Source organism: Pseudomonas sp. SA233 (genome assembly GCF_054792385.1).
In genome coordinates this window covers 4069174-4093349 of record NZ_CP096449.1, presented here as the reverse complement: position 1 = coordinate 4093349, position 24176 = coordinate 4069174, and the positions used below count along the sequence as shown (strand labels likewise).

Below are 24176 nucleotides of genomic sequence, written 5' to 3'. Positions count from 1 at the left end.
GGTCGCACATAACGAATTGAATGCCTGTCGAGGAAACCATGGCTAACGAAAACGAGATCACCTCCGCAGAGGACCAGGCACTGGCCGATGAATGGGCTGCGGCACTGGAAGAAACCGGTGCAGCCGGCCAGGCCGATATCGATGCACTGCTGGGTGGTGACACCGGTAGCAGCACCGGCGGCGCGGGCCGCCTGCCGATGGAGGAGTTCGCCAGCTCGCCGAAGCCGAACGAAAACGTCAGCCTCGAAGGCCCTAACCTGGATGTGATCCTGGATATCCCGGTGAACATTTCCATGGAAGTGGGCAGCACCGAGATCAACATCCGCAACCTGCTGCAGCTCAACCAGGGCTCGGTGATCGAGCTCGACCGCCTCGCCGGCGAGCCGCTCGACGTGCTGGTCAACGGCACGCTGATCGCCCATGGCGAGGTAGTGGTGGTCAACGAGAAGTTCGGCATCCGCCTGACCGACGTGATCAGCCCCAGCGAACGTATCAAGAAGCTGCGCTGAGTGAAGGGCACGATGCGCGCCATCGCGGCGGCTGCCGCGCTGCTCGCCAGCCAGGCTTGCCTGGCCGCGGCCACACCGGCGGCAACCCCGGCAACCGCGCCTGGCAGCCTCGGTGGGCAGCTGGCGCAGATGGTCTTCGGCCTGCTGCTGGTGGTCGGCCTGATCTTCTTCCTGGCCTGGTTGCTGCGGCGCATGCAAAGCACGGCGGTAAAGGGCGGGCAGGTGATCGAGATCGTCGGCAGCCGGGCCATCGGCCCGCGTGATCGGCTGCTGCTGGTGCAGGTGGGCAAGGAGCAGATCCTGATCGGCCATACCCCTGGCAGCATCGAGGCCCTGCATGTGCTGGCCGAACCCGTGGAAGTGCCGGAAAACGCCCGCCAGGCGACGCCGGAGTTTGCCCAGCGGCTGATGGAGCTGATGGGCAAGGACCCTAAGGACAAGAAGTGATGAGTGGCGCGCTGCGTGTGTTGTTGACTCTGGCGCTGCTGCTGGCTGCGCCGCTGGCCCTGGGTGCCGACCCGCTGTCGATCCCGGCCATTACCCTGTCCAATACCGCGGACGGGCAGCAGGAGTATTCGGTCAGCCTGCAGATTCTGCTGATCATGACGGCGCTCAGCTTCATCCCGGCGTTCGTCATTCTGATGACCAGCTTCACCCGCATCATCATCGTGTTCTCGATCCTGCGTCAGGCCCTGGGCCTGCAGCAGACGCCGTCGAACCAGCTGCTGACCGGCATGGCGCTGTTCCTGACCATGTTCATCATGGCGCCGGTGTTCGACCGGGTGAACCAGGACGCCCTGCAGCCGTACCTGAAGGAGCAGATGACCGCCCAGCAGGCCATCGACAAGGCCCAAGGGCCGCTCAAGGACTTCATGCTGGCACAAACCCGGCAAAGCGACCTCGACCTGTTCATGCGCCTGTCCAAGCGTACCGACATCGCCGGCCCGGACCAGGTGCCGCTGACGATCCTGGTGCCGGCGTTCGTGACATCCGAGCTGAAGACCGCGTTCCAGATCGGTTTCATGATCTTCATCCCGTTCCTGATCATCGACATGGTGGTAGCCAGCGTGCTGATGGCCATGGGTATGATGATGCTGTCGCCGCTGATCATCTCGCTGCCGTTCAAGATCATGCTGTTCGTGCTGGTCGATGGCTGGGCGCTGATCATGGGTACCCTGGCCAGCAGTTTCGGCGGCGTCTGACGCCGTCAAGGAGAGCCGCCGATGACACCTGAAGTCGCTGTCGACCTGTTCCGTGATGCCTTGTGGCTGACCACCCTGATGGTCGCCATACTGGTGGTGCCCAGCCTGCTGGTGGGCCTGGTGGTGGCCATGTTCCAGGCCGCCACCCAGATCAACGAACAGACCTTGAGTTTCCTGCCGCGCCTGCTTGTGATGCTGGTCACGCTGATCATCGCCGGGCCGTGGCTGGTGCAGAAGTTCATGGAGTACTTCACCAGTCTCTATACCAACATTCCTCAGCTGATCGGTTGACGCGCCGATGCTGGAGCTGACCGACACGCAGATCGGCACCTGGGTCGCGACCTTCATCCTGCCGTTGTTCCGGGTGACGGCGGTGCTGATGACCATGCCGATCTTCGGCACCCGTATGCTGCCGGCGCGGGTGCGCCTGTACGTGGCGGTGGCCATCACGGTGGTGATCGTCCCGGCCCTGCCACCCTTGCCCGAGTTCGACCCGTTGAGCCTGCGCGGCCTGCTGCTGTGTGCCGAGCAGGTCATCGTCGGGGCGTTGTTCGGGTTGTCGTTGCAGTTGCTGTTCCAGGCTTTCGTGATCGCAGGCCAGATCGTCGCGGTGCAGATGGGCATGGCCTTCGCATCGATGGTCGACCCGGCCAACGGCGTCAACGTCGCGGTGATCAGCCAGTTCATGACCATGCTGGTGAGTGTGCTGTTCCTGCTGATGAACGGCCATCTGGTGGCGTTCGAGGTACTGACCGAAAGCTTCACCACCTTGCCGGTAGGCAACGCGCTGGTGGTCAATCAGTTCTGGGAACTGGCGGGGCGCCTGGGTTGGGTGTTCGGTGCCGGCCTGCTGCTGATCCTGCCGGCTATCGCCGCGCTGCTGGTGGTGAACATCGCTTTTGGCGTGATGACGCGTGCCGCGCCGCAGTTGAACATTTTCTCCATCGGTTTTCCGCTGACCCTGGTCATGGGCATGTTCATTTTCTGGGTCGGCCTGGCCGACATACTTTCCCATTACCACGCATTGGCCAGCGAAGCGCTGCAATGGCTGCGTGATCTGGCAAGGGCGCGCTGAGCATGGCGGAAAGCGAAAGCGGTCAGGACAAGACAGAAGAACCCACCGACAAGCGCAAGCGCGATGCCCGCGAGAAAGGCGAGATCGCGCGTTCCAAGGAGCTGAACACGGTGGCGGTGACCTTGGCCGGCGCTGGTGGCCTGCTGGCGTTCGGCGGCCACCTGGCCGAGACACTGCTGGCGATCATGCGCATGAACTTCAGCCTGACCCGCGACTTCATCGTCGATGAGCGCGCCATGGGCGCCTTCCTGTTGGCCTCGGGCAAGATGGCCATCTGGGCGGTGCAGCCGATCTTGATCCTGTTGTTCGTGATTTCCTTCGTCGCGCCGATAGTCTTGGGCGGTTTCCTGTTTTCCGGCAGCCTGCTGCAGCCGAAATTCAGCCGCATGAATCCCTTGTCGGGGATCAAGCGCATGTTCTCGATGAACGCCTTGACCGAGCTATTGAAGGCGCTCGCCAAGTTTTTCGTGATCCTGGTCGTGGCGGTAGTGGTGCTGGTCAACGACCGCCAGGCGCTGCTCGCCATCGCCAATGAGCCGTTGGAGCAGGCGATCATCCATAGCCTGCAGGTGGTGGGCTGGAGCGCGTTGTGGATGTCGGCCGGGCTGCTGTTGATTGCGGCGGCGGACGTGCCGTTCCAGCTGTGGCAGACGCACAACAAACTGAAGATGACCAAGCAGGAAATCAAGGACGAGTACAAGGACAGCGAAGGCAAGCCCGAGGTCAAGCAGCGTATCCGCCAGCTTCAGCGTGAGGCTTCGCAGCGGCGCATGATGGCGGCTGTCCCGGAAGCCGACGTGATCATTACCAACCCGACGCATTATGCGGTGGCCTTGCAATACGACCCTGAGAAAGGCGGGGCGGCGCCGTTGCTGCTGGCCAAGGGGACGGATTTCATTGCCTTGAAGATTCGCGAGATCGGCGTGGAGCACAAGGTCCAGATCCTCGAATCGCCGGCGTTGGCGCGGGCGATCTACTACTCCACCGAACTCGAGCAGGAAATCCCTGCCGGGCTTTACCTGGCGGTGGCGCAGGTGCTGGCCTACGTGTTCCAGATCCGCCAGTACCGGGCTGGCAAGGGCAAGCGGCCAGAGCCGCTGAAGGACGACCTGCCGATTCCACCGGACCTGCGCCGCGACAGTTGACCTTGTGTCAGGGCTTCTGGCCCTTTCGCGGGTGAACCCGCGAAGAGGCCGGAACAGGCAACATAAATCACCCATCGAGCAAAGTTGGAAAGCTTCTTGCAAAGCCAGCGCCAGGCGCCCCCTGTGCGTCAAAGTTTTGCATCAAGAGGACTCGCGGTGGATCGCACTCAGTTAATCAGCAACGCCCGTAACAACCTGGCCGGGCTCGGCCGGGGCAACCTGGGTGTGCCGCTGTTGCTGCTGGTGATGTTGGCAATGATGATGTTGCCGATACCGCCGTTCCTGCTCGACGTGTTCTTCACTTTCAACATCGCCCTGTCGATCGTGGTCCTGCTGGTCTGCGTCTACGCCCTGCGCCCGCTCGACTTCGCCGCATTCCCCACCATCCTGCTGGTGGCCACGCTGTTGCGCCTGGCCCTGAACGTGGCCTCCACCCGGGTTGTGATGCTGCATGGCCAGGAGGGCCACGGCGCCGCCGGCAAGGTGATCCAGGCCTTCGGCGAGGTAGTGATCGGCGGTAACTACGTGGTCGGTGCCGTGGTGTTCGCCATCCTCATGATCATCAACTTCGTGGTGGTGACCAAGGGTGCCGGGCGTATTTCGGAAGTGAGCGCGCGTTTCACCCTCGACGCCATGCCCGGCAAGCAGATGGCCATCGACGCCGACCTCAACGCCGGCCTGATCGACCAGGCCCAGGCCAAGCACCGTCGTGCCGAAGTGGCGCAGGAAGCCGAGTTCTACGGTTCGATGGACGGTGCCAGCAAGTTCGTTCGCGGTGACGCCATCGCCGGTTTGCTGATCCTGTTCATCAACCTGATCGGCGGCATGCTGATCGGCATGCTGCAGCACGGCATGAGCTTTGGCGATGCCGGCAAGGTGTACGCCTTGCTGACCATCGGTGACGGTTTGGTGGCGCAATTGCCATCACTGTTGCTGTCCACCGCTGCCGCGATCATGGTTACCCGTGCTTCGGGCTCCGAGGACATGGGCAAGCTGATCAACCGGCAGATGTTCGATTCGCCCAAGGCCCTGGCGGTGTCCGGCGCGCTGATGATCGTCATGGGCCTGGTGCCGGGCATGCCGCACGTGGCCTTCCTCAGCCTTGGCCTGCTGGCCGGTGGTGGCGCGTACCTGGTGTGGAAGAAGCAGCAGAAGGCCAAGGCGCAGGCGCTGCAGGAAGCGCAGCGCCAGCAGGACCTGCTGCCATCGCCACAACGCGCGCTGGAAACCAAGGAGCTGGGTTGGGACGACGTCACACCGATCGACATGATTGGTCTGGAGGTCGGCTACCGGCTGATCCCGCTGGTCGATCGCAACCAGGGTGGCCAGTTGCTGGCGCGGATCAAGGGCGTGCGCAAGAAGCTGTCGCAGGACCTGGGCTTCCTCATGCCCACCGTGCACATCCGCGACAACCTTGACCTGCAGCCCAGCGCCTATCGCCTGACCCTGATGGGGGTGATCCTGGCCGAAGCCGAGATCTACCCGGATCGCGAACTGGCAATCAACCCGGGGCAGGTGTTCGGTACCCTCAACGGCATTGCCGCGCGTGACCCGGCGTTTGGCCTTGAAGCCGTGTGGATCGATGTCGGCCAGCGCTCCCAGGCGCAGTCGCTGGGCTACACCGTGGTCGACGCCAGTACCGTGGTGGCCACCCACCTGAACCAGATTCTGCAGAAGCACTGCCACGAGCTGATCGGCCATGAAGAGGTCCAGCAACTGCTGCAGGTGTTGGCCAAGGCATCGCCTAAACTTGCAGAAGAGCTGGTGCCGGGTGTCATTTCGTTGTCGGGCCTGCTCAAGGTGCTGCAAGCGCTGTTGTCGGAACAGGTGCCAGTGCGCGATATCCGCAGTATCGCCGAGGCGATCGCGAACAACGCCGGCAAGAGTCAAGATACCGCCGCGCTGGTGGCGGCGGTGCGCGTCGGATTGTGTCGCGCCATCGTGCAAAGCATTGTCGGCGTTGAGTCGGAGCTGCCAGTGATTACCCTGGAGCCAAGGTTGGAACAGATTTTGCTCAATAGTCTGCAAAGGGCCGGGCAAGGTCAGGAAGACGGTGTTCTTCTGGAGCCGAGCATGGCCGAGAAGCTGCAGCGTTCGCTGATCGAGGCGGCCCAGCGCCAGGAAATGCAGGGCCAGCCGGCCATCCTCCTGGTCGCCGGCCCGATCCGCGCCATGCTGTCGCGTTTCGGCCGCCTGGCTGTACCGAATTTGCATGTTCTGGCGTATCAGGAAATACCGGACAACAAGCAAGTCACCATCGTTGCCACCGTGGGCCCTAACGGCTGAGGTAGGGGATAATGCAAGTTAAGCGATTTTTCGCCGCCGATATGCGTCAGGCCATGAAGCTGGTCCGTGATGAGCTGGGCGCCGATGCCGCCATCATCGGCAACCGTCGCATCGCCGGCGGTGTCGAGCTGACGGCCGCGCTGGACTACAAGCTGTCCGCCCTGGCTCCACGTGTGCCCAACGCCGAACTGGAAGAAGAGCTGCGCAAGACGCATACGCGCATCGCCACTGCCCAGGCCGAGCTGGGCCACCGCCAGGACAGCAGCGACAACAACCGCCAATTGTTCGCCGGGCAGTCGCTGACCGCCGCCGAGCCGTTGATCGAACCGCATGTCGATGTTCCCGAGGCTGCTGCAGCGCCTGCGTCGGCGCCGGTCGACCCGCGCCTGTTCGATGCCATGCGCTCCGAGCTGTCGGGCCTGCGCGAGCTGCTGGAAGTGCAGCTCGGCTCGCTGGCCTGGAACCAGCTGCAGGGCAGCAAGCCGCAGCAGGCCACCGTCTGGCGCCGGCTGCAGCGTATCGGCCTGTCCGGGCCGATCGCCCGTGAACTTTTGGACCTGACTGCCGAGATCGACGAGCCACGCCAGGCCTGGCGCATGTTGCTTGCGCACCTGGCGCGGATGATCGAAATCCCCGAGGTCGAGCCGATCGAAGAGGGTGGGGTGATTGCCATGGTCGGCCCGGCCGGCATGGGCAAGACCACCACCCTGGCCAAGCTGGCCGCCCGCTACGTGCTCAAGTACGGCGCGCAGAACCTGGCGCTGGTGAGTATGGACAGCTTCCGAATTGGCGCCCAGGAGCAGCTCAAGACCCTGGGCCGCATCCTCAACGTGCCGGTGACCTACGTCGACCCGGGCCAGTCGCTTGCTGCGGCGCTGGAGCCGCTGCTGCGCAAGCGCGTGGTGCTGATCGATACCGCCGGCCTGCAGGCCAGCGACCCGGCCCTGCGCATGCAACTGGATACCCTGGCCGGGCGTGGCATTGCCGCGAAGAACTACCTGGTGCTGGCCACCACCAGCCAGAAGCAGGTGCTGACCGCCGCCTACCACAGCTACAAGCGCTGCGGCCTGGCTGGTTGCATCCTGACCAAACTCGATGAAACGGCGAGCCTTGGCGACGTGCTGAGCCTTGCCATCAGTCATGAACTGCCAGTGGCCTACCTGACCGACGGGCCGCGCATTCCTGACGACCTGCACCTGCCTCGGGGGCACCAGTTGGTCACCCGCGCGGTCAATGTGCAGCAGCAGGACGAGCCCAGCGAAGAGGCCATGGCCGACATGTTCGCTGATCTCTATCACAACCCACGGCGAGCGGGTTGATGATGAAGTGTGTGCAAGGTAGCTATGCCAAAGGGTACGCAGAATTGCCCTACGTGTGGCCTGAGTCCCAGCGAGACAAGGTAAAGAACAGACATGGGTAGCATGCATCCCGTACAGGTGATCGCCGTGACCGGTGGCAAAGGTGGCGTCGGCAAGACTAACGTTTCAGTGAACCTGTCCCTGGCGCTGGCCGAGCTTGGCCGCAGGGTCATGCTGCTCGACGCCGACCTGGGCCTGGCCAATGTCGACGTACTGCTGGGCCTTACCCCCAAGCGGACCCTTGCCGATGTCATCGAAGGGCGCTGCGAACTGCGCGACGTGATGTTGCAGGGCCCTGGTGGAGTGCGCATCGTGCCGGCTGCCTCGGGCACGCAGAGCATGGTGCACCTGGCCCCGGCCCAGCATGCCGGGCTGATCCAGGCGTTCAGCGAAGTCGGCGACAACCTCGACGTGCTGGTGATCGACACCGCGGCCGGTATCGGTGATTCGGTGGTCAGCTTCGTCCGCGCCGCCCAGGAAGTGCTGCTGGTGGTATGCGATGAACCCACCTCGATCACCGATGCCTACGCCCTGATCAAGCTGCTCAATCGCGACTACGGCATGAACCGTTTCCGCGTGCTGGCCAACATGGCGCAGAGCCCGCAGGAAGGCCGCAACCTGTTCGCCAAGCTGACCAAGGTCACCGACCGCTTCCTCGACGTTGCCCTGCAGTACGTGGGCGCCGTGCCGTATGACGAGTGCGTGCGCAAGGCGGTGCAGAAGCAGCGTGCCGTGTACGAAGCCTTCCCACGCTCCAAATGCGCGCTGGCCTTCAAGGCGATAGCCCAGAAGGTCGACAGCTGGCCGCTGCCTGCCAACCCGCGTGGCCATCTGGAGTTCTTTGTCGAGCGTCTGGTGCAACCCACCAGCGCGGGTCCAGTGCTATGAACGCCAGCGGTTTCAAGATGTACAGCCGAGCGTCGAAAGACGCCCAGTACGAGCTGATCGAACGCTACGCCCCGCTGGTCAAGCGCATCGCCTACCACCTGCTGGCGCGGCTGCCGGCCAACGTGCAGGTCGAGGACCTGATCCAGGCCGGCATGATCGGCCTGCTGGAAGTGGCCAACAAGTACGACGCCAGCAAGGGCGCCAGCTTTGAAACCTACGCCGGCATCCGCATCCGCGGGGCCATGCTGGACGAAGTGCGCAAGGGCGACTGGGCACCGCGTTCGGTGCACCGCAACACCCGCATGGTCAGCGACGCGATGCGTGCGGTTGAAGCCAGAACCGGCCGTGACGCTAAAGATCATGAAGTTGCTGCCGAACTCCAATTGAGTCTCGATGATTACTACGGGATCTTGAACGATACCCTGGGCAGCCGCCTGTTCAGCTTCGACGACCTGTTGCAGGACGGTGAGCACGAAGGGCTGCATGAGGATGGCGCCAGTGGCCAGGTAGAACCTGCGCGCGGCCTGGAGGACGAGCGCTTCCAGGCCGCCCTGACCGAGGCCATCTCCAACCTGCCGGAGCGTGAGCGCCTGGTGCTGGCGCTGTACTACGACGAAGAGCTGAACCTCAAGGAAATCGGTGAGGTGCTGGGGGTCAGCGAGTCGCGGGTCAGCCAGTTGCACAGCCAGTGTGCCGCGCGCCTGCGCAGCCGCCTGGGGGAATGGCGGGCGCGTTGAGCCCGTTGTCGTTGCAGTCGTTTTCTACGTTGTACCGAATTGTGAATGCGCGCTCGGGGCCGAGCGCGTTTGAGACTGCTTGGAGGTCTACTTGAACAAAGACATGAAAATCCTCATCGTTGACGACTTTTCGACGATGCGGCGGATCATCAAGAACCTGTTGCGTGACCTGGGCTTCACCAACACCGAAGAAGCCGATGACGGCACTACGGCGCTGCCGATGCTGGAGAACGGCCACTACGACTTCCTGGTGACCGACTGGAACATGCCTGGGATGTCCGGCATCGACCTGCTGCGCAAGGTGCGTGCCCACGATCGCCTGAAAACCATGCCGGTGCTGATGGTGACCGCCGAAGCCAAGCGCGACCAGATCATCGAAGCGGCACAGGCCGGCGTCAATGGCTACGTGGTCAAGCCGTTCACCGCCCAGGTGCTCAAAGAAAAGATCGAGAAGATCTTCGAACGCGTCAACGGCTGAGTCACGTCAGGGGGGCGCGCCATGGATTCATCACAAACGTCTTTGGGCGAGTTCGAATCGACCCTGAAGAAGCATGCCCAGGAGCTGGTCGAAAGCCTGGAGCGGGGCCGTTTCGGCGAGGCGGTGCAGCTGATTCACGAGTTGAACCAGACCCGCGACCGCGGCCTGTACCAGGAAGTCGGCAAGCTGACCCGCGAGCTGCACAGTGCCATTGTCAGTTTCCAGATCGACCCGACCATGCCGCAGGCCGAGGAGGTGTCGCAGATAACCGACGCCACCGAGCGCCTGTCGTACGTGGTCAGGCTCACCGAGGGCGCGGCCAATCGCACCATGGACCTGGTCGAGGAAAGCACCCCGGTGCTCAACGACCTGGCCAGCGAGGCCCAGGCACTGAGCACCGACTGGCAGCGTTTCATGCGCCGCGAAGTGGCTGCGCCGGAGTTCCGTGAACTGGTCAAGCGCGTCGACAGTTTCCTGACGCACAGCGCCGAAGGTAACCGCAAGGTCGCCGGCCACCTCAACGACATTCTGCTGGCCCAGGACTATCAGGACCTGACCGGCCAGGTGATCAAGCGCGTCACCACGTTGGTCACCGAGGTGGAAAGCAACCTGCTCAAACTGGTGCTGATGGCCAGCCAGGTCGACCGCTTTGCGGGCATCCAGCATGACCACGATCAACTGCGCGCAGAAAAAGATCGAGAAAAACATCCGACTCGGGGTGAAGGTCCGCAGATTCATGCCGATAAGCGTGAAGACGTCGTGTCCGGTCAGGACGATGTCGATGATCTGCTGTCCAGCCTGGGTTTTTAAGGAGCACGTTTGATGAGCTTCGGCGCCGATGAAGAAATCCTCCAGGATTTCCTGGTAGAAGCCGGCGAAATTCTTGAGCAACTGTCCGAGCAACTGGTCGAGCTGGAAAGCCGGCCCGACGATGCCGACCTGCTCAATGCGATCTTTCGCGGTTTCCACACTGTAAAAGGGGGCGCCGGCTTCCTTCAGCTGAACGAGCTGGTGGAGTGCTGCCATATCGCCGAGAACGTGTTCGACGTTCTGCGCAAAGGTGAGCGCCGGGTCGACGCGGAACTGATGGATGTGGTGCTCGAGGCACTGGACACGGTCAACAGCATGTTTGGCCAGGTGCGCGAGCGCGCCGAAGTGACCCCGGCTACCCCCGAGCTTTTGGCGGCGCTGTCGCGCCTGGCCGAGCCGGGGGGCGCCGTGGCCGTTGAAGCGCCTGCCGCCGCGGCACCGGCACCGGTTGCCGAAGCGCCTGCCGAGGAGCAGGACATCACCGACAGCGAGTTCGAACAGCTGCTCGATTCGCTCGATGCGGTCAAGGCGCAAGCTGCGGCCGACGAGCAGATGCAGGGCGAGACCGTGAGCGGTGAAGGTGACGAAATCACCGACGCCGAGTTCGAGTCGCTGCTCGACCAGTTGCACGGCAAAGGCCAGTTCAGCGCCGAAGTTGCCGCGCAGCCGGTTGCCAGCGCGCCGGAAGCGGCCAGCGACGAAATTACCGACGCCGAATTCGAATCGCTGCTGGACCAGTTGCATGGCAAGGGCACCTTCCAGGCCGATGCCTTGCCCGCTGCCAAGGCGCCGGCGCCTGCTGCAACTGACACCAGTGCAGCCAGCGATGAAATCAGCGAGCACGAGTTCGAGGCGCTGCTGGACCAGTTGCACGGCAAAGGCAAGTTCGGCGGCGACGTGGCCGCCGTCGAAGCCCCGGCTGCAACCAAGGTGCAAGTGCCGGCAGCGGCCAAGGCCGACAGCCCGCCCGTGGCCAAGCCAGCAGCAGCTGCCCCGGCTCCTGCGCCGGCGCCTGCCAGCAAACCTGCCGCAGCACCCCGCGCCCCGGCCCCGGCCGCCGACAAGCATGGCGCCAGCGAAGCGGAAACCACCGTGCGGGTCGATACCGCGCGCCTGGACGAGATCATGAACATGGTCGGCGAACTGGTCCTGGTGCGTAACCGTCTGGTGCGCCTGGGCCTTAACAGCGGTGACGAGGCCATGTCCAAGGCCGTGTCCAACCTCGACGTGGTCACCGCCGACCTGCAGACCGCGGTGATGAAAACCCGCATGCAGCCGATCAAGAAAGTCTTCGGCCGCTTCCCGCGCCTGGTGCGTGATCTGGCCCGCCAGCTCAAGAAAGAAATCAACCTGGAGCTGGTCGGCGAAGAGACCGACCTCGACAAGAATCTGGTCGAGGCCCTGGCCGACCCGTTGGTGCACCTGGTGCGCAACGCTGTCGACCATGGCGTGGAAATGCCCGAAGAGCGTGAAGCCTCCGGCAAGGCGCGCACCGGCCGCGTAGTGCTGTCGGCCGAGCAGGAAGGCGACCACATCCTGCTGTCGATCTCCGACGACGGTAAGGGCATGGACCCCAACATCCTGCGCGCCAAGGCCGTGGAAAAGGGCCTGATGGACAAGGATGCCGCCGATCGCCTGAGCGAGTCGGACTGCTACAACCTGATCTTCGCCCCGGGCTTCTCGACCAAGACCGAGATTTCCGACGTGTCCGGCCGCGGTGTGGGCATGGACGTGGTGAAGACCAAGATCTCCCAGCTCAACGGCTCGATCAACATCTTCTCGGCCAAGGGCCAGGGCTCGAAGATCGTCATCAAGGTGCCGCTGACCCTGGCGATCATGCCCACCCTGATGGTGATGCTGGGCAACCAGGCGTTTGCCTTCCCGCTGGTCAACGTCAACGAGATCTTCCACCTCGACCTGTCGCGCACCAATGTGGTCGACGGCCAGGAAGTGGTGATCGTACGCGACAAGGCGCTGCCGCTGTTCTACCTCAAGCGCTGGCTGGTCCAGGGCCAGGTGCACGAAGAGCAGCACGAGGGCCACGTGGTGATCCTGTCGGTCGGCACCCAGCGCATCGGCTTTGTCGTCGATCAACTGGTTGGCCAGGAAGAAGTGGTAATCAAGCCGCTGGGCAAGATGCTGCAGGGCACCCCGGGCATGTCCGGGGCCACCATCACCGGCGACGGTCGCATCGCGTTGATTCTCGACGTACCGAGCATGCTCAAGCGTTACGCCGCGCGGCGTATTTGATTTCGGTGGCGCACCCTGGCGGGTAGCGCCGCCTAATGGAGTGTTTATGGCAGTCAAGGTCCTGGTGGTGGATGATTCCGGTTTCTTCCGCCGCCGCGTCTCGGAAATCCTCTCGGCGGATCCGACGATCCAGGTAGTGGGTACCGCGACCAACGGCAAGGAAGCAATCGACCAGGCGCTGGCGCTGAAGCCCGATGTCATCACCATGGACTACGAAATGCCCATGATGGACGGCATCACCGCGGTGCGGCACATCATGCAGCGCTGCCCGACGCCGGTGTTGATGTTCTCGTCGCTGACCCATGAAGGCGCCCGTGTCACCCTCGATGCGCTGGATGCCGGTGCGGTGGATTACCTGCCGAAGAACTTCGAGGACATCTCGCGCAACCCCGACAAGGTCAAGCAACTGCTGTGCGAGAAGGTGCATACCATTTCCCGCAGCAACCGCCGTTTTGGCAGCTACGCCAGCCATGCGCCGGTTGCCGCACCCGTACCCGCGCCAGCAGGCAGCGGTCACGCAGCTGCCAGCAGTTTCGCCAGCCCGGCAGCGGCGCGCACGCCTGCGCCTGCCCGTGCAGCGGCCCCGGCTGCGGCGCCAGCACACTCGCCGGCACCCAAGCGCAAGCCTTACAAGCTGGTGGCCATCGGTACCTCCACGGGTGGCCCGGTCGCGCTGCAGCGGGTGCTGACCCAGCTTCCGGCCAACTTCCCGGCGCCGATCGTGCTGATCCAGCACATGCCGGCGGCGTTCACCAAGGCCTTTGCCGAGCGCCTGGACAAGCTGTGCCGCATCAGCGTCAAGGAAGCCGAGGACGGCGACATGCTGCGCCCGGGCCTGGCCCTGCTGGCCCCAGGTGGCAAGCAGATGATGATCGACGGCCGTGGGACGGTGAAGATCCTGCCCGGTGACGAGCGTCTGAACTACAAACCGTGCGTGGACATCACCTTCGGCTCGGCGGCCAAGTCGTATGGCGACAAGGTGCTGTCGGTGGTGCTTACCGGCATGGGTGCCGATGGTCGTGAAGGGGCGCGCCTGCTCAAGCAGGGCGGCAGCACGGTCTGGGCCCAGGATGAAGCCAGCTGCGTGATCTATGGCATGCCCATGGCCATCGTCAAGGCCAACCTTGCCGACGCGGTGTACAGCCTGGACGAAATCGGCAAGCACCTGGTGGAGGCGTGCGTCTGATGGACGTGCTCAGCCTGATCGGACTGATCCTCGCGTTTGTCGCCATCGTCGGTGGCAACTTCCTCGAAGGCGGCCATGTCGGCGCCCTGATCAATGGCCCGGCGGCACTGATCGTGCTGGGCGGCACCCTGGCGGCGGCCTTGCTGCAGTCGCCGCTGTCGTCGTTCAAGCGTGCCTTGCAGATTCTGCGCTGGATCCTGTTTCCGCCACGGGTAGACCTGGCGGGCGGGATCGACCGCGTCGTCAACTGGAGCCTGACCGCGCGCAAGGAAGGCCTGCTGGGCCTGGAAGGGGTGGCCGACAGCGAGCCTGACCCTTATGCGCGCAAGGGCCTGCAGTTGCTGGTGGATGGTGCCGAGCCGGAGGCCATCCGCAGCATCCTCGAAGTCGACTTCCTGACCCAGGAAAGCCGTGATATCCAAGCCGCCAAGGTGTTCGAGAGCATGGGCGGCTACGCGCCAACCATCGGCATCATCGGTGCGGTGATGGGCCTGATTCACGTGATGGGCAACCTGGCCGACCCGTCGCAGTTGGGCAACGGCATTGCCGTGGCCTTTGTCGCGACCATCTACGGCGTGGCCAGCGCCAACCTGGTGCTGCTGCCGATCGCCAGCAAGCTCAAGGCCATCGTCATGCGCCAGTCGCGCTACCGCGAGATGCTGCTCGAGGGCCTGCTGTCGATTGCCGAGGGTGAGAACCCGCGCTCGATCGAGCTGAAGCTGCAAGGCTTCATGGAGTAACCCATGCGTCGCCGTCGTCATACCGAGGAACACGAAAACCACGAACGCTGGCTGGTGTCCTACGCCGACTTCATCACCTTGCTGTTCGCCTTTTTCGTGGTGATGTATTCGATTTCCTCGATCAACGAGGGCAAGTACAAGGTCATTTCCCAGGCCTTGCTCGGGGTGTTCAACGACCCCGAGCGCAGCATGAAGCCGATCCCCATCGGTGAAGAGAGGCCGCTGAGCGTGCGCCCGGCCGAGCCGTTGGTGAAGGACAGCGAGCAGACCGATGCGGGCCTTGGGGCGACCAGTATCGACCCGCTGAAAACCATCAGCGATGACGTGCGCGATGCCTTTGGCGACCTGATCAAGAGCGACCAGATGACTGTGCGCGGCAATGAACTGTGGATCGAGATCGAGCTCAATTCCTCGTTGCTGTTCGGCAGCGGCGATGCCATGCCCAGCGACAAGGCATTTGCGATCATCGAGAAAGTGGCCGGCATTCTCAAGCCGTTCGCCAACCCGGTGCACGTCGAAGGCTTTACCGATAACCTGCCGATCCGCACTGCGCAGTACCCGACCAACTGGGAGTTGTCTTCGGCTCGGGCGGCAAGCATCGTGCGCCTGCTGGCGATGGAAGGTGTCAACCCGGCACGCATGGCCTCGGTCGGCTATGGCGAGTACCAGCCCGTGGCCAGCAACGACACTGCCGAAGGCCGTGCGCGCAATCGCCGCGTGGTGCTGGTGATTTCGCGCAACCTCGAAGTACGCCGCAGCCTGACTGGCTCGGGCAGTGCCAATGCCACGCCGGATGCTGCATTGCGCCGGGCTGGCACACAAAGTGCACCGGCAACGCCAGCAACGGTGGCGGGGCAGTGATCCGTCAATTCCCCGACGTTGCCACGAACACAAATTTGAAGGCAGTACTGTCCCCTGTGGGAGCGGGCGAGCCCGCGAATCAGGCGATGCGGTGAATGGCACCGGCTGCGCCGGTGTTCGCGGGCGCGCCCGCTCCCACAGGGATCGCGCCAGCTTTCCGATGTTGAGCAAGACAGTTGCCCCAGCAGTGTCCCTGCCAAATCAATAGATAGAGTTTGCTTGATGAGAGTCTGGGCAGTAGCCAATCAAAAAGGTGGCGTCGGCAAGACCACCACTACCATCGCCCTGGCCGGCCTGCTGGCCGAGGCCGGCAAGCGCGTGGTCGTCGTCGACCTCGACCCGCACGGCTCGATGACCAGCTATTTCGGGCACAACCCCGATGCCCTGGAGCACAGCTGCTACGACCTGTTCCTGCACAAGGGCGCGGTGCCCGAGGGCCTGCCCGGGCAACTGCTGCTGCCTACCAGTGACGAACGCATCTCGCTGTTGCCGTCGAGTACCGCGCTGGCGGTGCTGGAGCGCCAGTCACCGGGGCAGAACGGCCTGGGCCTGGTGATCGCCAAGAGTCTGGCGCAGCTGTGGCAGGATTTCGACTATGCCCTGATCGACAGCCCACCCTTGCTCGGTGTGCTGATGGTCAATGCCCTGGCAGCCAGCCAGCAGCTGGTGATTCCGGTGCAAACCGAATTTCTCGCGGTAAAGGGCCTGGAGCGCATGGTCGGGACCCTGGCCATGGTCAACCGCTCGCGCAAGCAGGCGCTGCCGTACCAGATCGTGCCGACCTTGTTCGACCGCCGCACCCAGGCCTCGCTGGCCACGCTCAAGCTGCTGCGTGACACCTACGGCCAGCATGTGTGGCAGGGCTATATCCCGGTGGATACGCGCCTGCGCGATGCCAGCCGCAAGGGCGTCACGCCCTCGCAATTCGACAGCAAGAGCCGCGGGCTGGTTGCCTACAGGGCGCTGCTCAAGCACCTGCTGACCTACAAGACTGCGGCGCAGGTGGCCTGATGACCCAGACCCGGCAAACCAGTACCCGGCCACAGATGGCCCTGCAGTCGTACCTCGACGGCCTGCTGCAGGACGCCACCGAAGCCGAAGACTTGTTCGAGGCGCCAGCGGCGGCGGACGAGTTCGCCGAAGCGGTGCGCGAAGAGCAGGCGCGTGATGCCTTGCAGCAAGCCAGGCCGGCGTCAGCCGAAGCAACTGTCAGCCCCGCACCACGGCCGTTCGCCGAGCCCAGGCTGGCGGTGCTGCCACAGGTGATGCCGGTGGAGGCACCGGTAGTGACGGTAGTCGAGCGCGAGGTGGTGGCCGAGGCCAGCATCCCGGTGCTGGTCGAGGAGCAGACCGTGGAGCCGGCAGTGCCGCTGGTGGACGTACACCTGCCGGCGCCGCAGGTACCCGTGCCCCCGGCCACGGTCGATGGCCGCCCGGCCTGGGCCGCCGAGCCGTTCGAATGCCTGCTGTTCGACGTGGCGGGCCTGACCCTGGCGGTGCCGCTGGTGTGCCTGGGCTCGATCTACACCCTGGCCGGCCAGGAACTGACACCACTATTCGGCCAGCCGGATTGGTTTCTCGGCATTCTGACCTGCCAGGCCGGCAACCTGAAGGTGCTGGACACCGCGCGCTGGGTGATGCCCGATCGCTACCGCGATGATTTCCGCCAGGGCCTGCAGTACGTGATTTCCGTGCAGGGCTATGAATGGGGGCTGGCCGTACACCAGGTCAGCCGCTCGCTGCGCCTGGACCCGTCCGAGATCAAGTGGCGCAGCCAGCGTGGCCAGCGCCCGTGGCTGGCCGGCACGGTTATTGAACACATGTGTGCGCTGCTCGACGTCGCTGCACTGGCCGAGCTGATCGCCAGTGGTGCGGTCAAGCAGATGCACGCCAAACAGAAATGACACCGAACACACCGCCTGTGGCGGATTTTGAGGGTAGGGGAATGAAAAAGTCGTCTGCACAAGGTTCCGAAGATCCGATCCTGCAATGGGTTACCTTCCGTCTGGACAATGAGTCCTACGGCATCAACGTGATGCAGGTGCAGGAAGTGTTGCGCTACACCGAGATCGCCCCGGTGCCGGGTGCACCAAGCTACGTGCTGGGCATCATCAACCTGCGCGGCAACGTGGTGACCGTGATCGACACCCGCCAGCGTTTTGGCCTTATGCCGACTGAAGTCACCGACAACACCCGTATCGTCATCATCGAGGCCGACAAGCAAGTGGTCGGTATCCTGGTCGACAGCGTGGCCGAGGTGGTCTACCTGCGCCAGTCCGAGATCGAGACCGCGCCGAACGTGGGTAACGAAGAGTCGGCCAAATTCATCCAGGGCGTGTGCAACAAGAACGGCGAACTGCTGATCCTGGTCGAACTGGACAAGATGATGACCGAGGAAGAGTGGTCCGAGCTGGAGAACATCTGAGTTGATCCTAGAGGTTGCTGTCATCTTCCTGGCGCTGGTCTGGGCGCTGAGCCTGTGGTTTTTCCTCAACTACAGCAAGCGCCAGCGCGAGCTGGCTGCGCAGCAGGCAGCGGGTGACGCGCTGCGTGACCAGCGCATCAAGGACCTGGCCAAGCGCCTGGATGATTACCAGAACGGTACCGTGCGCATGGGCGAGGCGCTGCATGACTTGCGCGTGGCGGTTGCGCCGCTGCCCGACAAGATCCAGCAACTGGAACAGCGCGACCCGCACAACGTCACCTTCACCCAGGCGGCCAAGCTGGTGGGCATGGGCGCCAGCGTGGCCGAGCTGACCGAAAGCTGCGGCCTGACCCAGGCCGAGGCAGAGCTGATGAGCAAGCTGCATCGCGGCAACTGATTGCCATGAGTCTTGTGCGGCCCCAGGCACAGCGGCCGCGCAAGCCCGTCCGGCCGTCAGTAACCCTGAGCGTTTCCGGCCATTGCGACCTCTTCCAGGGGTAGCAACCGCAGCTCCGCACGCCGTTGTGCTGCTTCATCCAGCAGCGCGTCGTAGTTCAGGGTGTGCATGTTTGCCAGGTCCGCCACCTGCCTGAATGTGTACAGCTCAGGTAGACGTTGGTCGATCACATGGTTGAGCACCGCAGGCCCGGTTAGTCTGTTGAGCCTTTCGGTATAGGCCTGGAATGCCGCCGCATGCTGTCGCGGAGGTTTGGGGGCCTCGTAGAACGCCTGGCCCTCCGGGGTGAGGTAACGGCCCAGGATTTCGTCGGAAATGGCGTTCAGCACTGGATTACCAGCACGGCTGCCAATCATGCTGGTGTTGTAGCTGGTATACATGCCCAATTGCGCATTGCACACCGGGCTCCTCAACAGCAGCCCGTCGAGGGGCGTGGTGAGCGGTACGCTGTCGATCTTTGCCCGCAGCTGCCCGGTTGCGTCCGGCTCGACCAGCAGATGGTCGTCAATATCCAGGTAGATGCCGCCTTCGCTGTGCAGGACGCGGTAGCGCAAGATGTCCGAGGCCGAGGAGAAGTTGCTCGCCACACCGCCATTCCCTTCCAGCGCAGCCTGGTACTGGTCGAAGTATTCACTTGCCGCGAATTGATGATAGAAAGTCTGCTGCTCCAGTACTGCAACCTTCAACCCCCCGTCGATGCGGGGCTGCAGCAGGGTCATGTTGCGTTCGAATGCCCGAGGGTTGGCGTTGGAGAGGTAGAGCTTGAGCGTGAAATCGCCGTTGCGCAGTGCCTGCACGTTGTTGTCGAGCGCAGTCAGGTAATCACCGGCGATCGTCCTGTCACCCAGCCAGATGTGTAATACCTGTCTGGGGACGGGTATGCCCGGTGCAGTCCCCAGTGCATCGAGGTCGACGGGCAGCTGCAGATCGATACCCAGTGCCCGCAGTGTGCGCGAGCGCGATGCCGGGCTGATTTCCCGCAACGGGTCCGTATCGGGCAGCAGTCGGCTGATCGAGGGCTGCAGCGGATCGGCACTGGCCACATAGTGTTGGGCGCCGCGTGTGCCGTTGGGGTACTTGAGCACGAAGCTGTCCCGTCGGGCGTCGTAGTAGAGCGGGTGCGGGCCATTGCCCACATCGCCGATCAGTTCGTCACCCGTGCCGAATGCCCTGCGCCGCGTTACGCAGCGGGCAATGTGTGAATCGGCGCCGGACCAGCTGGCGGCTACCTGGTCGCCCGCTACTGCCAGGTCCTGGAAATAAGGTGTCATCGCAGGCCCGGGCCAGCGTGGCGGCGAGACCGGGCTCAGCGGGTAGCCTATACGGCCATTGAGCCTCTCCGGTTTGATGAAGCCAATGGGGCGTTGGCCGAACAGCGCCTTGCTCGCCTTGACTCCGCGCGCCAGCCCCGGGGCTGCGTTCAGCAGGCCGAACACGGCCTGCTCCGCGCCTTCGAGCTGTTGGTTCACATCCTTGCCGTGCAGCGCCTGGTCCAGGCCCACTGTAAATTGTGCCACCCCGGCCACGGCAGCCAGGGGTAGCAGTCCGGGAACCACCAGCAGAAACGGTGTGGCCAGGTTCATGGTCAGGTAGAAATACCTGCGCCATGCGGCCTTGGTTACTTCACTGTCGCGCGTGATCAGGAAGTCGGCGTCGGATTGGCTGCGTTGACGTTGAGCCACCGTCAATGCCTCGAACAGGTTGTATTCGATGCGCGGGCTGTAAGTGTCCGCCTTGTAGTTGATCAAGGTGTGCGGGTTCCACACCCTGGACAGGCGATACACGCTGGTTGCAGGCAGGATGATCCGGCGGGGCGGGAAATCGCCCATGCCCTGAATTACCCGACGCAACCCCGACCGGCCAATCCTGTCCGGAATATCGCAGGCCCTGAAGTGGGCAAGCAGGGCCGCCCGTTTGTCGGCGTCGCGGCACTGCCTGGCAAGCCACGCACGCATGGCACCCGGGTTGGCGAACTCATGCAACGGCGCCGCATTGCCCGGTAGGTACAGCAAGGTCAGGCGGCTGCACATATCGCTCAGGCAAAGGATGTCGCTTGATGGGTAGCCATTGATGTTCAGCAGCCTGGCGTCTACCCCGTTGGCACTGAGGCTGGCGCCGTGGTGCCAGCGTTCCACGCCTGCCGCCCGCCATGCCAGGCTGCGCCCCTGTTCACTGAGGTTGCCCCGCAATGCCTGCCGGTTGCAGGCAGCGAGGAATGCGATGCACGCGCTGACGCTGTGCTGGCTGGCGGCATGGGCCCAGAAGTCATCGAGCTGGCGTTTGAATACGCCTTGGAAGTCGAGTTGCCAGATGTAGGACTGGAAGGTCGTGGCATCGAATTGCACATAAGTGCTGGCGTCGTAGCGCATGGGTGCGCTCTGGCGGAAAAGGCCATGGAATTCGGTGTGCACATCGATGTCATGGGCCAGGCCGCTTCCTGGCAATTCATCGACGATCGTCACCTGACCATGACTGAAGGCCTCGGCCCAGGGCGCTCGACCGTGTGGCAGGGACAGCTCCGGCAGTACATCGAGCAGGTCGACGCTGGCCGTCCCGCCTCTTAGCAGTAGCTGCGCGGTTTGCTCGGCAACCTTGGAATAGCCGCTTTGCTGCCAGTTTCCAAGCAGCGCTTCGGTCATGCTCATTTGTTGGACAACTTTGGCCAGCCAGCCCCGCTTGGGAACGAATTTGCAATGCAAGGTCACTGCAAGCGTGTTGTCGGGTTCCAGATCAAGCCGCTGCTTGCGTGCCCATTCGCGGATGGCTGCACTGGCACTGCGGTCAGGGCGAGGCACGGAACCCAACATTGCCTTGACGTAGTCTTGGCCGGCTGCGCCGACCACAGCTTGGCGCTGGTTCATGTTCGGCTCCAGGAATGGTTGCCACCCACGCTGGCGATCCGGTTCAGGGGCAGGAGCGTACGCACCGAATCGCGCATGCGTGGCAGGTCGACGAACTGGTAGGCGTTGATGCGCGGCATGCCATAGAGATTGGTGAGCTGTCGCAGGATGCGCAGGCTCGGCAGTTGCCGATCTACAACGTCGCTGAGCAGGGCAGGGCCGGTGAGGTAGCTCAGGCGGCTGGCATATTGATAGAAACTTTCCGGATCATCCTCCAGGCTGGGCTTGCTGTCGTAAAATTCCCGATTGAGCTGGTAGCGTGCGAGCATCTCTTCGGAAATGGCCTCCAGGGTTGGGTTGCCGGGGTGGCTGCCGATAAGGCTGGAATTGTAGAGGCTGTTCATGCTCATCTTTTCATTGGACATGGGCGGTACCAGCAGCAGCCCTGTGGCGTCCGTGCTCAGTTCGACCTGATCGATGGGTTCACCGGCGGGCCCTACCGGCTGCCCGTCGATGATCAATGAGTACTCGCCTGGCGCGAGCAAGGTGTCATCGACATCCATGTACAAGCCACCTTCGTGGTGCAGCATTGGGTAGCGCAGCACATCGCATGCCGATGCATAGTTGCTGGCAACGCCGCCGTTGCCATCCAGGGCAGCGTCGTACTGCGCGTAGTATCTGCTTTGTCGAAAAGCCCTGAAGAAGGCCTGCTCCTCCAGCGGCAGCACCTGCAAGCCCGGAGCATGACTGGCCAGCAGATCCAGGTTTTCGGCATAGGCGTGCCGGGCAGTGCTGGAAAGGAACAACCGTATGCTGTATTCGCTGTCTTGCAACTGTGCTGCGTTCTGGCCCAGGTTGGCCAGCAGCTCCGGGCCGATGACCCGGTCACCGACCCAGAGGCAGGAGATGCGCTTGGGTATTGGCCAGCTGCCCGGCGCTCTGGCAGGCACCTGTAGCGGCAGTGGCAGGTCCACGCCCAGCGCCCGCAGGGTGCGAATGCGCGTTGCATGGGTAACCACACGCCCTTGTGGCGCGGGGTGCAGGTTCCTGCTGCCAGGTACCGCCACGAAGCCGACAGGGTCGACCCGGTTCAGGTCTTCGGCCCGAATGAATACGTCCCGCGCCATGTCATAGATGACCCTGGTGTTGTAGCCATCGATGGTCGCTGCGAGGGTGTCCGGCTCACCGTCGTACTGGGGGGTTCGGACAACGGAGTCGGCAACCGCCTGGTCACCGTCGGCCAGTGGCTCAATCGGGTCGGTGATATGGAAGTAGCATGCACCCTCGGGCTCGGGGAAGCGCGGTGGCGACAGCGGACTCAAGGGGTAGCCGATTTGCTCATGTAGCCGCGTCGGCGGTGCGAAACCCTCGATCTTGAATTCGAATAGTGCCTTGGCCCTTGCGGCAGCGCCTGCCGCCAGGGGCAAGGCGTTGAACAGGCCCCAGGTGATGTTGCCGATGCCTTCCTGACGCTGCTGCAGTGACTTGCCGTTGATTGCCTGGTCGAGCCCCAGGCCAAGCTGGGCGATACCGCCGACGGCCAGCAGTGGCCCCAGGCCGGGTACCACCAGGCACAGTGGCGCCAGCAGATTGAGCGTTGTGGCCAGGTAGCCACGCCAACTGGCCTTGATGATTTCGCTGTCAGCCGTGATCAGAAACGCGGCATCGTCGTAGCTGCGCTGACGCTGGCGCTCGGCCAATGCCTGGAACAGGTCGCCCTTGATCTTTGGGTTGTACCTGGCAGGTCGATAATTGACATAGGTCTGCGGCGGCCAGGTGCCGTCGTCGTTGAAATAGCCGTGTTCTGGCGGCAGCAGGTGACGCTCAGGGTAGGCGCCCAGCCCCTCCATGGCAGTGTCCAGGCCGCTGAAATCAGGGCCTTGCGGGCAATCGGCCAAGCGAAAGTGCTGTTTCAGGGCCTGGCGCCTGGACGGGTCTTTGCATTGTTCGCCGACCCACGCCTTCAATTCTCGTTCGCTGTTGAACGTCAGCAGAGGTGAGCTGTTGCCAGGTACATACAGCACTGTCAGGTCGGTGGCGGGGTCGTTCAGGTACAGCAGGTCGGTAGCGGCATAGCCATAAATGCTCAAGGTGCTGCGTCGCAGCCTGTTGCGCCTAGGCATCAGCCCGGCCGCTTGCCAGACCAGTTGCCGTGCGGGCTCGCTGAGGCTGCCCTCGCTGACCTGTCTGTTGCAGGCTGCGATGAAGTTGAGCTTGAGTGCCAACCTGTGGCTGTGCAGATGGTCACGCCAGTAGGCATCGAGCGACGCCTTGAAAGGCTGCTGGAAATCCAGGTTGGTAATGAACTGCTGGAAGGCTTCGGCGCTTACCGGCAAATGGGTGGAAGCGTCGTAGCGTTGCGGGGTAGTACGCCGGAACAGGCCGTTGAATACTTCGAAGGGTGCCCCGTAGTGATTGAAGACGGGTTGCGGGAGGGTTCCCACCAACCGTATCGGGCCTGCGGGTAACGCACCGGCCCACGGTGCTTGCAGCAGCTTGCCGAACATGTCGCTGGCAGACTCGCCCTGCCAGTTGCCCAGTAGTGCCTGGGTCAGGCTGGTGCGCTGGCTGATTGCGGCCAGCTGGCCACCTGCGCCATCCGAACAGTAGTGGAGGGTAACGACGTCGAGCTGGTCCGGGTCCAGGTCATGGCCTTGCTGCGCAAGCCATTGGCGGATGGCGCGGTTGGCTTCACGATCGGGGCGAGGCACATGGCCAAGGTGGTCTATAACGTAATGCGTGCCCATCACGTTGATGCGGGTCGAATGCATGGGGGGTAATACCTTGCGCTGAGATGAGGTCGGCAAGGTTGAAACAGGGGCGCGGGAAAACGGTGGTAGATATTTCGGTACAGGACCTGACCGGTCTCATCGCACCTGGCCTTGGTCGCTGATGGCATTTTGCATGTATGTCACTATCCTTCCGTTTC

The 24176-nt window shown here is 63.3% G+C and carries 22 protein-coding genes; 20 read left to right on the top strand and 2 right to left on the bottom strand.

Annotated elements, in window-relative coordinates:
• The first annotated feature begins 38 nt into the window (after positions 1 to 38).
• From fliN to M1D87_RS18770, 20 genes are all read left to right on the top strand, one after another.
• Positions 39 to 509: a flagellar motor switch protein FliN gene (gene fliN, locus M1D87_RS18865; RefSeq protein ID WP_003257291.1), complete on the top strand. Its 471-nt coding sequence runs from the start codon at positions 39 to 41 to the stop codon at positions 507 to 509.
• A 12-nt stretch (positions 510 to 521) separates the two neighbouring features.
• Positions 522 to 956: a flagellar biosynthetic protein FliO gene (gene fliO, locus M1D87_RS18860; RefSeq protein WP_043936227.1), complete on the top strand. Its 435-nt coding sequence runs from the start codon at positions 522 to 524 to the stop codon at positions 954 to 956.
• On the top strand, positions 956 to 1711 hold the full coding sequence (gene fliP / locus M1D87_RS18855; RefSeq protein ID WP_003257293.1) for a flagellar type III secretion system pore protein FliP: 756 nt from the start codon (positions 956 to 958) through the stop codon (positions 1709 to 1711). The genes fliO and fliP overlap by 1 nt, the downstream gene beginning before the upstream one ends.
• A 21-nt stretch (positions 1712 to 1732) precedes the next feature.
• Positions 1733 to 2002 carry a flagellar biosynthesis protein FliQ gene (gene fliQ / locus M1D87_RS18850; RefSeq protein ID WP_003257294.1) on the top strand — a complete coding sequence of 90 codons (270 nt, stop codon included), beginning with the start codon at positions 1733 to 1735 and terminating at the stop codon, positions 2000 to 2002.
• Between the two features lie 7 nt (positions 2003 to 2009).
• Positions 2010 to 2786 (top strand): flagellar biosynthetic protein FliR, encoded by a 777-nt coding sequence (gene fliR / locus M1D87_RS18845; RefSeq protein ID WP_123083731.1) that lies wholly within the window; start codon positions 2010 to 2012, stop codon positions 2784 to 2786.
• 2 nt (positions 2787 to 2788) lie between these two features.
• A complete protein-coding gene (gene flhB / locus M1D87_RS18840; RefSeq protein WP_015271208.1) occupies positions 2789 to 3931 on the top strand; it encodes a flagellar biosynthesis protein FlhB in 1143 nt (380 codons plus the stop codon).
• 156 nt (positions 3932 to 4087) lie between these two features.
• On the top strand, positions 4088 to 6217 hold the full coding sequence (gene flhA / locus M1D87_RS18835) for a flagellar biosynthesis protein FlhA (protein WP_013973588.1): 2130 nt from the start codon (positions 4088 to 4090) through the stop codon (positions 6215 to 6217).
• Between the two features lie 11 nt (positions 6218 to 6228).
• Entirely contained in the window at positions 6229 to 7536 is a 1308-nt protein-coding gene (flhF, locus tag M1D87_RS18830; RefSeq protein ID WP_123083730.1) for a flagellar biosynthesis protein FlhF, read from the top strand.
• Between the two features lie 93 nt (positions 7537 to 7629).
• A complete protein-coding gene (fleN, locus tag M1D87_RS18825; protein ID WP_039612698.1) occupies positions 7630 to 8463 on the top strand; it encodes a flagellar synthesis regulator FleN in 834 nt (277 codons plus the stop codon).
• Positions 8460 to 9200 (top strand): RNA polymerase sigma factor FliA, encoded by a 741-nt coding sequence (fliA, locus tag M1D87_RS18820; protein ID WP_003257298.1) that lies wholly within the window; start codon positions 8460 to 8462, stop codon positions 9198 to 9200. Before fleN ends, fliA begins: the two co-directional genes overlap by 4 nt.
• Before the next feature lie 103 nt (positions 9201 to 9303).
• Positions 9304 to 9678: a chemotaxis response regulator CheY gene (locus M1D87_RS18815; RefSeq protein WP_161551427.1), complete on the top strand. Its 375-nt coding sequence runs from the start codon at positions 9304 to 9306 to the stop codon at positions 9676 to 9678.
• A gap of 21 nt (positions 9679 to 9699) precedes the next feature.
• On the top strand, positions 9700 to 10488 hold the full coding sequence (locus M1D87_RS18810) for a protein phosphatase CheZ (RefSeq protein ID WP_025340071.1): 789 nt from the start codon (positions 9700 to 9702) through the stop codon (positions 10486 to 10488).
• Positions 10489 to 10500: 12 nt separating this feature from the next.
• Positions 10501 to 12738: a chemotaxis protein CheA gene (locus M1D87_RS18805; RefSeq protein ID WP_047595702.1), complete on the top strand. Its 2238-nt coding sequence runs from the start codon at positions 10501 to 10503 to the stop codon at positions 12736 to 12738.
• A 46-nt stretch (positions 12739 to 12784) separates the two neighbouring features.
• Positions 12785 to 13924 (top strand): protein-glutamate methylesterase/protein-glutamine glutaminase, encoded by a 1140-nt coding sequence (locus M1D87_RS18800; RefSeq protein ID WP_123083729.1) that lies wholly within the window; start codon positions 12785 to 12787, stop codon positions 13922 to 13924.
• On the top strand, positions 13924 to 14664 hold the full coding sequence (locus M1D87_RS18795) for a flagellar motor protein (protein ID WP_013973580.1): 741 nt from the start codon (positions 13924 to 13926) through the stop codon (positions 14662 to 14664). Before M1D87_RS18800 ends, M1D87_RS18795 begins: the two co-directional genes overlap by 1 nt.
• Positions 14665 to 14667: 3 nt before the next feature.
• Complete coding sequence (gene motD, locus M1D87_RS18790; RefSeq protein ID WP_013973579.1) at positions 14668 to 15525, top strand: flagellar motor protein MotD; 858 nt, start codon at positions 14668 to 14670, stop codon at positions 15523 to 15525.
• A gap of 222 nt (positions 15526 to 15747) precedes the next feature.
• Positions 15748 to 16536, top strand: a complete 789-nt coding sequence (locus M1D87_RS18785; protein ID WP_013973578.1) for a ParA family protein — start codon at positions 15748 to 15750, stop codon at positions 16534 to 16536.
• Positions 16536 to 17429 carry a CheW domain-containing protein gene (locus tag M1D87_RS18780; protein WP_061551796.1) on the top strand — a complete coding sequence of 298 codons (894 nt, stop codon included), beginning with the start codon at positions 16536 to 16538 and terminating at the stop codon, positions 17427 to 17429. The genes M1D87_RS18785 and M1D87_RS18780 overlap by 1 nt, the downstream gene beginning before the upstream one ends.
• Positions 17430 to 17470: 41 nt before the next feature.
• A complete protein-coding gene (locus M1D87_RS18775) occupies positions 17471 to 17950 on the top strand; it encodes a chemotaxis protein CheW (protein WP_003254393.1) in 480 nt (159 codons plus the stop codon).
• 1 nt (position 17951) lies between these two features.
• Positions 17952 to 18347 carry a DUF2802 domain-containing protein gene (locus M1D87_RS18770; RefSeq protein WP_015271199.1) on the top strand — a complete coding sequence of 132 codons (396 nt, stop codon included), beginning with the start codon at positions 17952 to 17954 and terminating at the stop codon, positions 18345 to 18347.
• 56 nt (positions 18348 to 18403) lie between these two features.
• Here M1D87_RS18770 and M1D87_RS18765 read toward each other — a convergent pair whose 3' ends face one another.
• Both M1D87_RS18765 and M1D87_RS18760 read right to left on the bottom strand, forming a co-directional pair.
• Complete coding sequence (locus M1D87_RS18765) at positions 18404 to 21268, bottom strand: dermonecrotic toxin domain-containing protein (RefSeq protein WP_123083728.1); 2865 nt, start codon at positions 21266 to 21268, stop codon at positions 18404 to 18406.
• Positions 21265 to 24018, bottom strand: a complete 2754-nt coding sequence (locus M1D87_RS18760; RefSeq protein WP_123083727.1) for a dermonecrotic toxin domain-containing protein — start codon at positions 24016 to 24018, stop codon at positions 21265 to 21267. Before M1D87_RS18760 ends, M1D87_RS18765 begins: the two co-directional genes overlap by 4 nt.
• Positions 24019 to 24176: the final 158 nt, after the last annotated feature.

Excerpts from the sequence above, each read along its gene's own strand:
- fliN (WP_003257291.1), top strand. The coding sequence starts at position 39 with ATGGCTAACGAAAACGAGATCACCTCCGCAGAGGACCAGGCACTGGCC.
- fliO (WP_043936227.1), top strand. The coding sequence starts at position 522 with ATGCGCGCCATCGCGGCGGCTGCCGCGCTGCTCGCCAGCCAGGCTTGC.
- fliP (WP_003257293.1), top strand. The coding sequence starts at position 956 with ATGAGTGGCGCGCTGCGTGTGTTGTTGACTCTGGCGCTGCTGCTGGCT.
- fliQ (WP_003257294.1), top strand. The coding sequence starts at position 1,733 with ATGACACCTGAAGTCGCTGTCGACCTGTTCCGTGATGCCTTGTGGCTG.
- fliR (WP_123083731.1), top strand. The coding sequence starts at position 2,010 with ATGCTGGAGCTGACCGACACGCAGATCGGCACCTGGGTCGCGACCTTC.
- flhB (WP_015271208.1), top strand. The coding sequence starts at position 2,789 with ATGGCGGAAAGCGAAAGCGGTCAGGACAAGACAGAAGAACCCACCGAC.
- flhF (WP_123083730.1), top strand. The coding sequence starts at position 6,229 with ATGCAAGTTAAGCGATTTTTCGCCGCCGATATGCGTCAGGCCATGAAG.
- fleN (WP_039612698.1), top strand. The coding sequence starts at position 7,630 with ATGGGTAGCATGCATCCCGTACAGGTGATCGCCGTGACCGGTGGCAAA.
- fliA (WP_003257298.1), top strand. The coding sequence starts at position 8,460 with ATGAACGCCAGCGGTTTCAAGATGTACAGCCGAGCGTCGAAAGACGCC.
- M1D87_RS18815 (WP_161551427.1), top strand. The coding sequence starts at position 9,304 with ATGAAAATCCTCATCGTTGACGACTTTTCGACGATGCGGCGGATCATC.
- M1D87_RS18810 (WP_025340071.1), top strand. The coding sequence starts at position 9,700 with ATGGATTCATCACAAACGTCTTTGGGCGAGTTCGAATCGACCCTGAAG.
- M1D87_RS18805 (WP_047595702.1), top strand. The coding sequence starts at position 10,501 with ATGAGCTTCGGCGCCGATGAAGAAATCCTCCAGGATTTCCTGGTAGAA.
- M1D87_RS18800 (WP_123083729.1), top strand. The coding sequence starts at position 12,785 with ATGGCAGTCAAGGTCCTGGTGGTGGATGATTCCGGTTTCTTCCGCCGC.
- M1D87_RS18795 (WP_013973580.1), top strand. The coding sequence starts at position 13,924 with ATGGACGTGCTCAGCCTGATCGGACTGATCCTCGCGTTTGTCGCCATC.
- motD (WP_013973579.1), top strand. The coding sequence starts at position 14,668 with ATGCGTCGCCGTCGTCATACCGAGGAACACGAAAACCACGAACGCTGG.
- M1D87_RS18785 (WP_013973578.1), top strand. The coding sequence starts at position 15,748 with ATGAGAGTCTGGGCAGTAGCCAATCAAAAAGGTGGCGTCGGCAAGACC.
- M1D87_RS18780 (WP_061551796.1), top strand. The coding sequence starts at position 16,536 with ATGACCCAGACCCGGCAAACCAGTACCCGGCCACAGATGGCCCTGCAG.
- M1D87_RS18775 (WP_003254393.1), top strand. The coding sequence starts at position 17,471 with ATGAAAAAGTCGTCTGCACAAGGTTCCGAAGATCCGATCCTGCAATGG.
- M1D87_RS18765 (WP_123083728.1), bottom strand. The coding sequence starts at position 21,268 with ATGAACCAGCGCCAAGCTGTGGTCGGCGCAGCCGGCCAAGACTACGTC.
- M1D87_RS18760 (WP_123083727.1), bottom strand. The coding sequence starts at position 24,018 with ATGCATTCGACCCGCATCAACGTGATGGGCACGCATTACGTTATAGAC.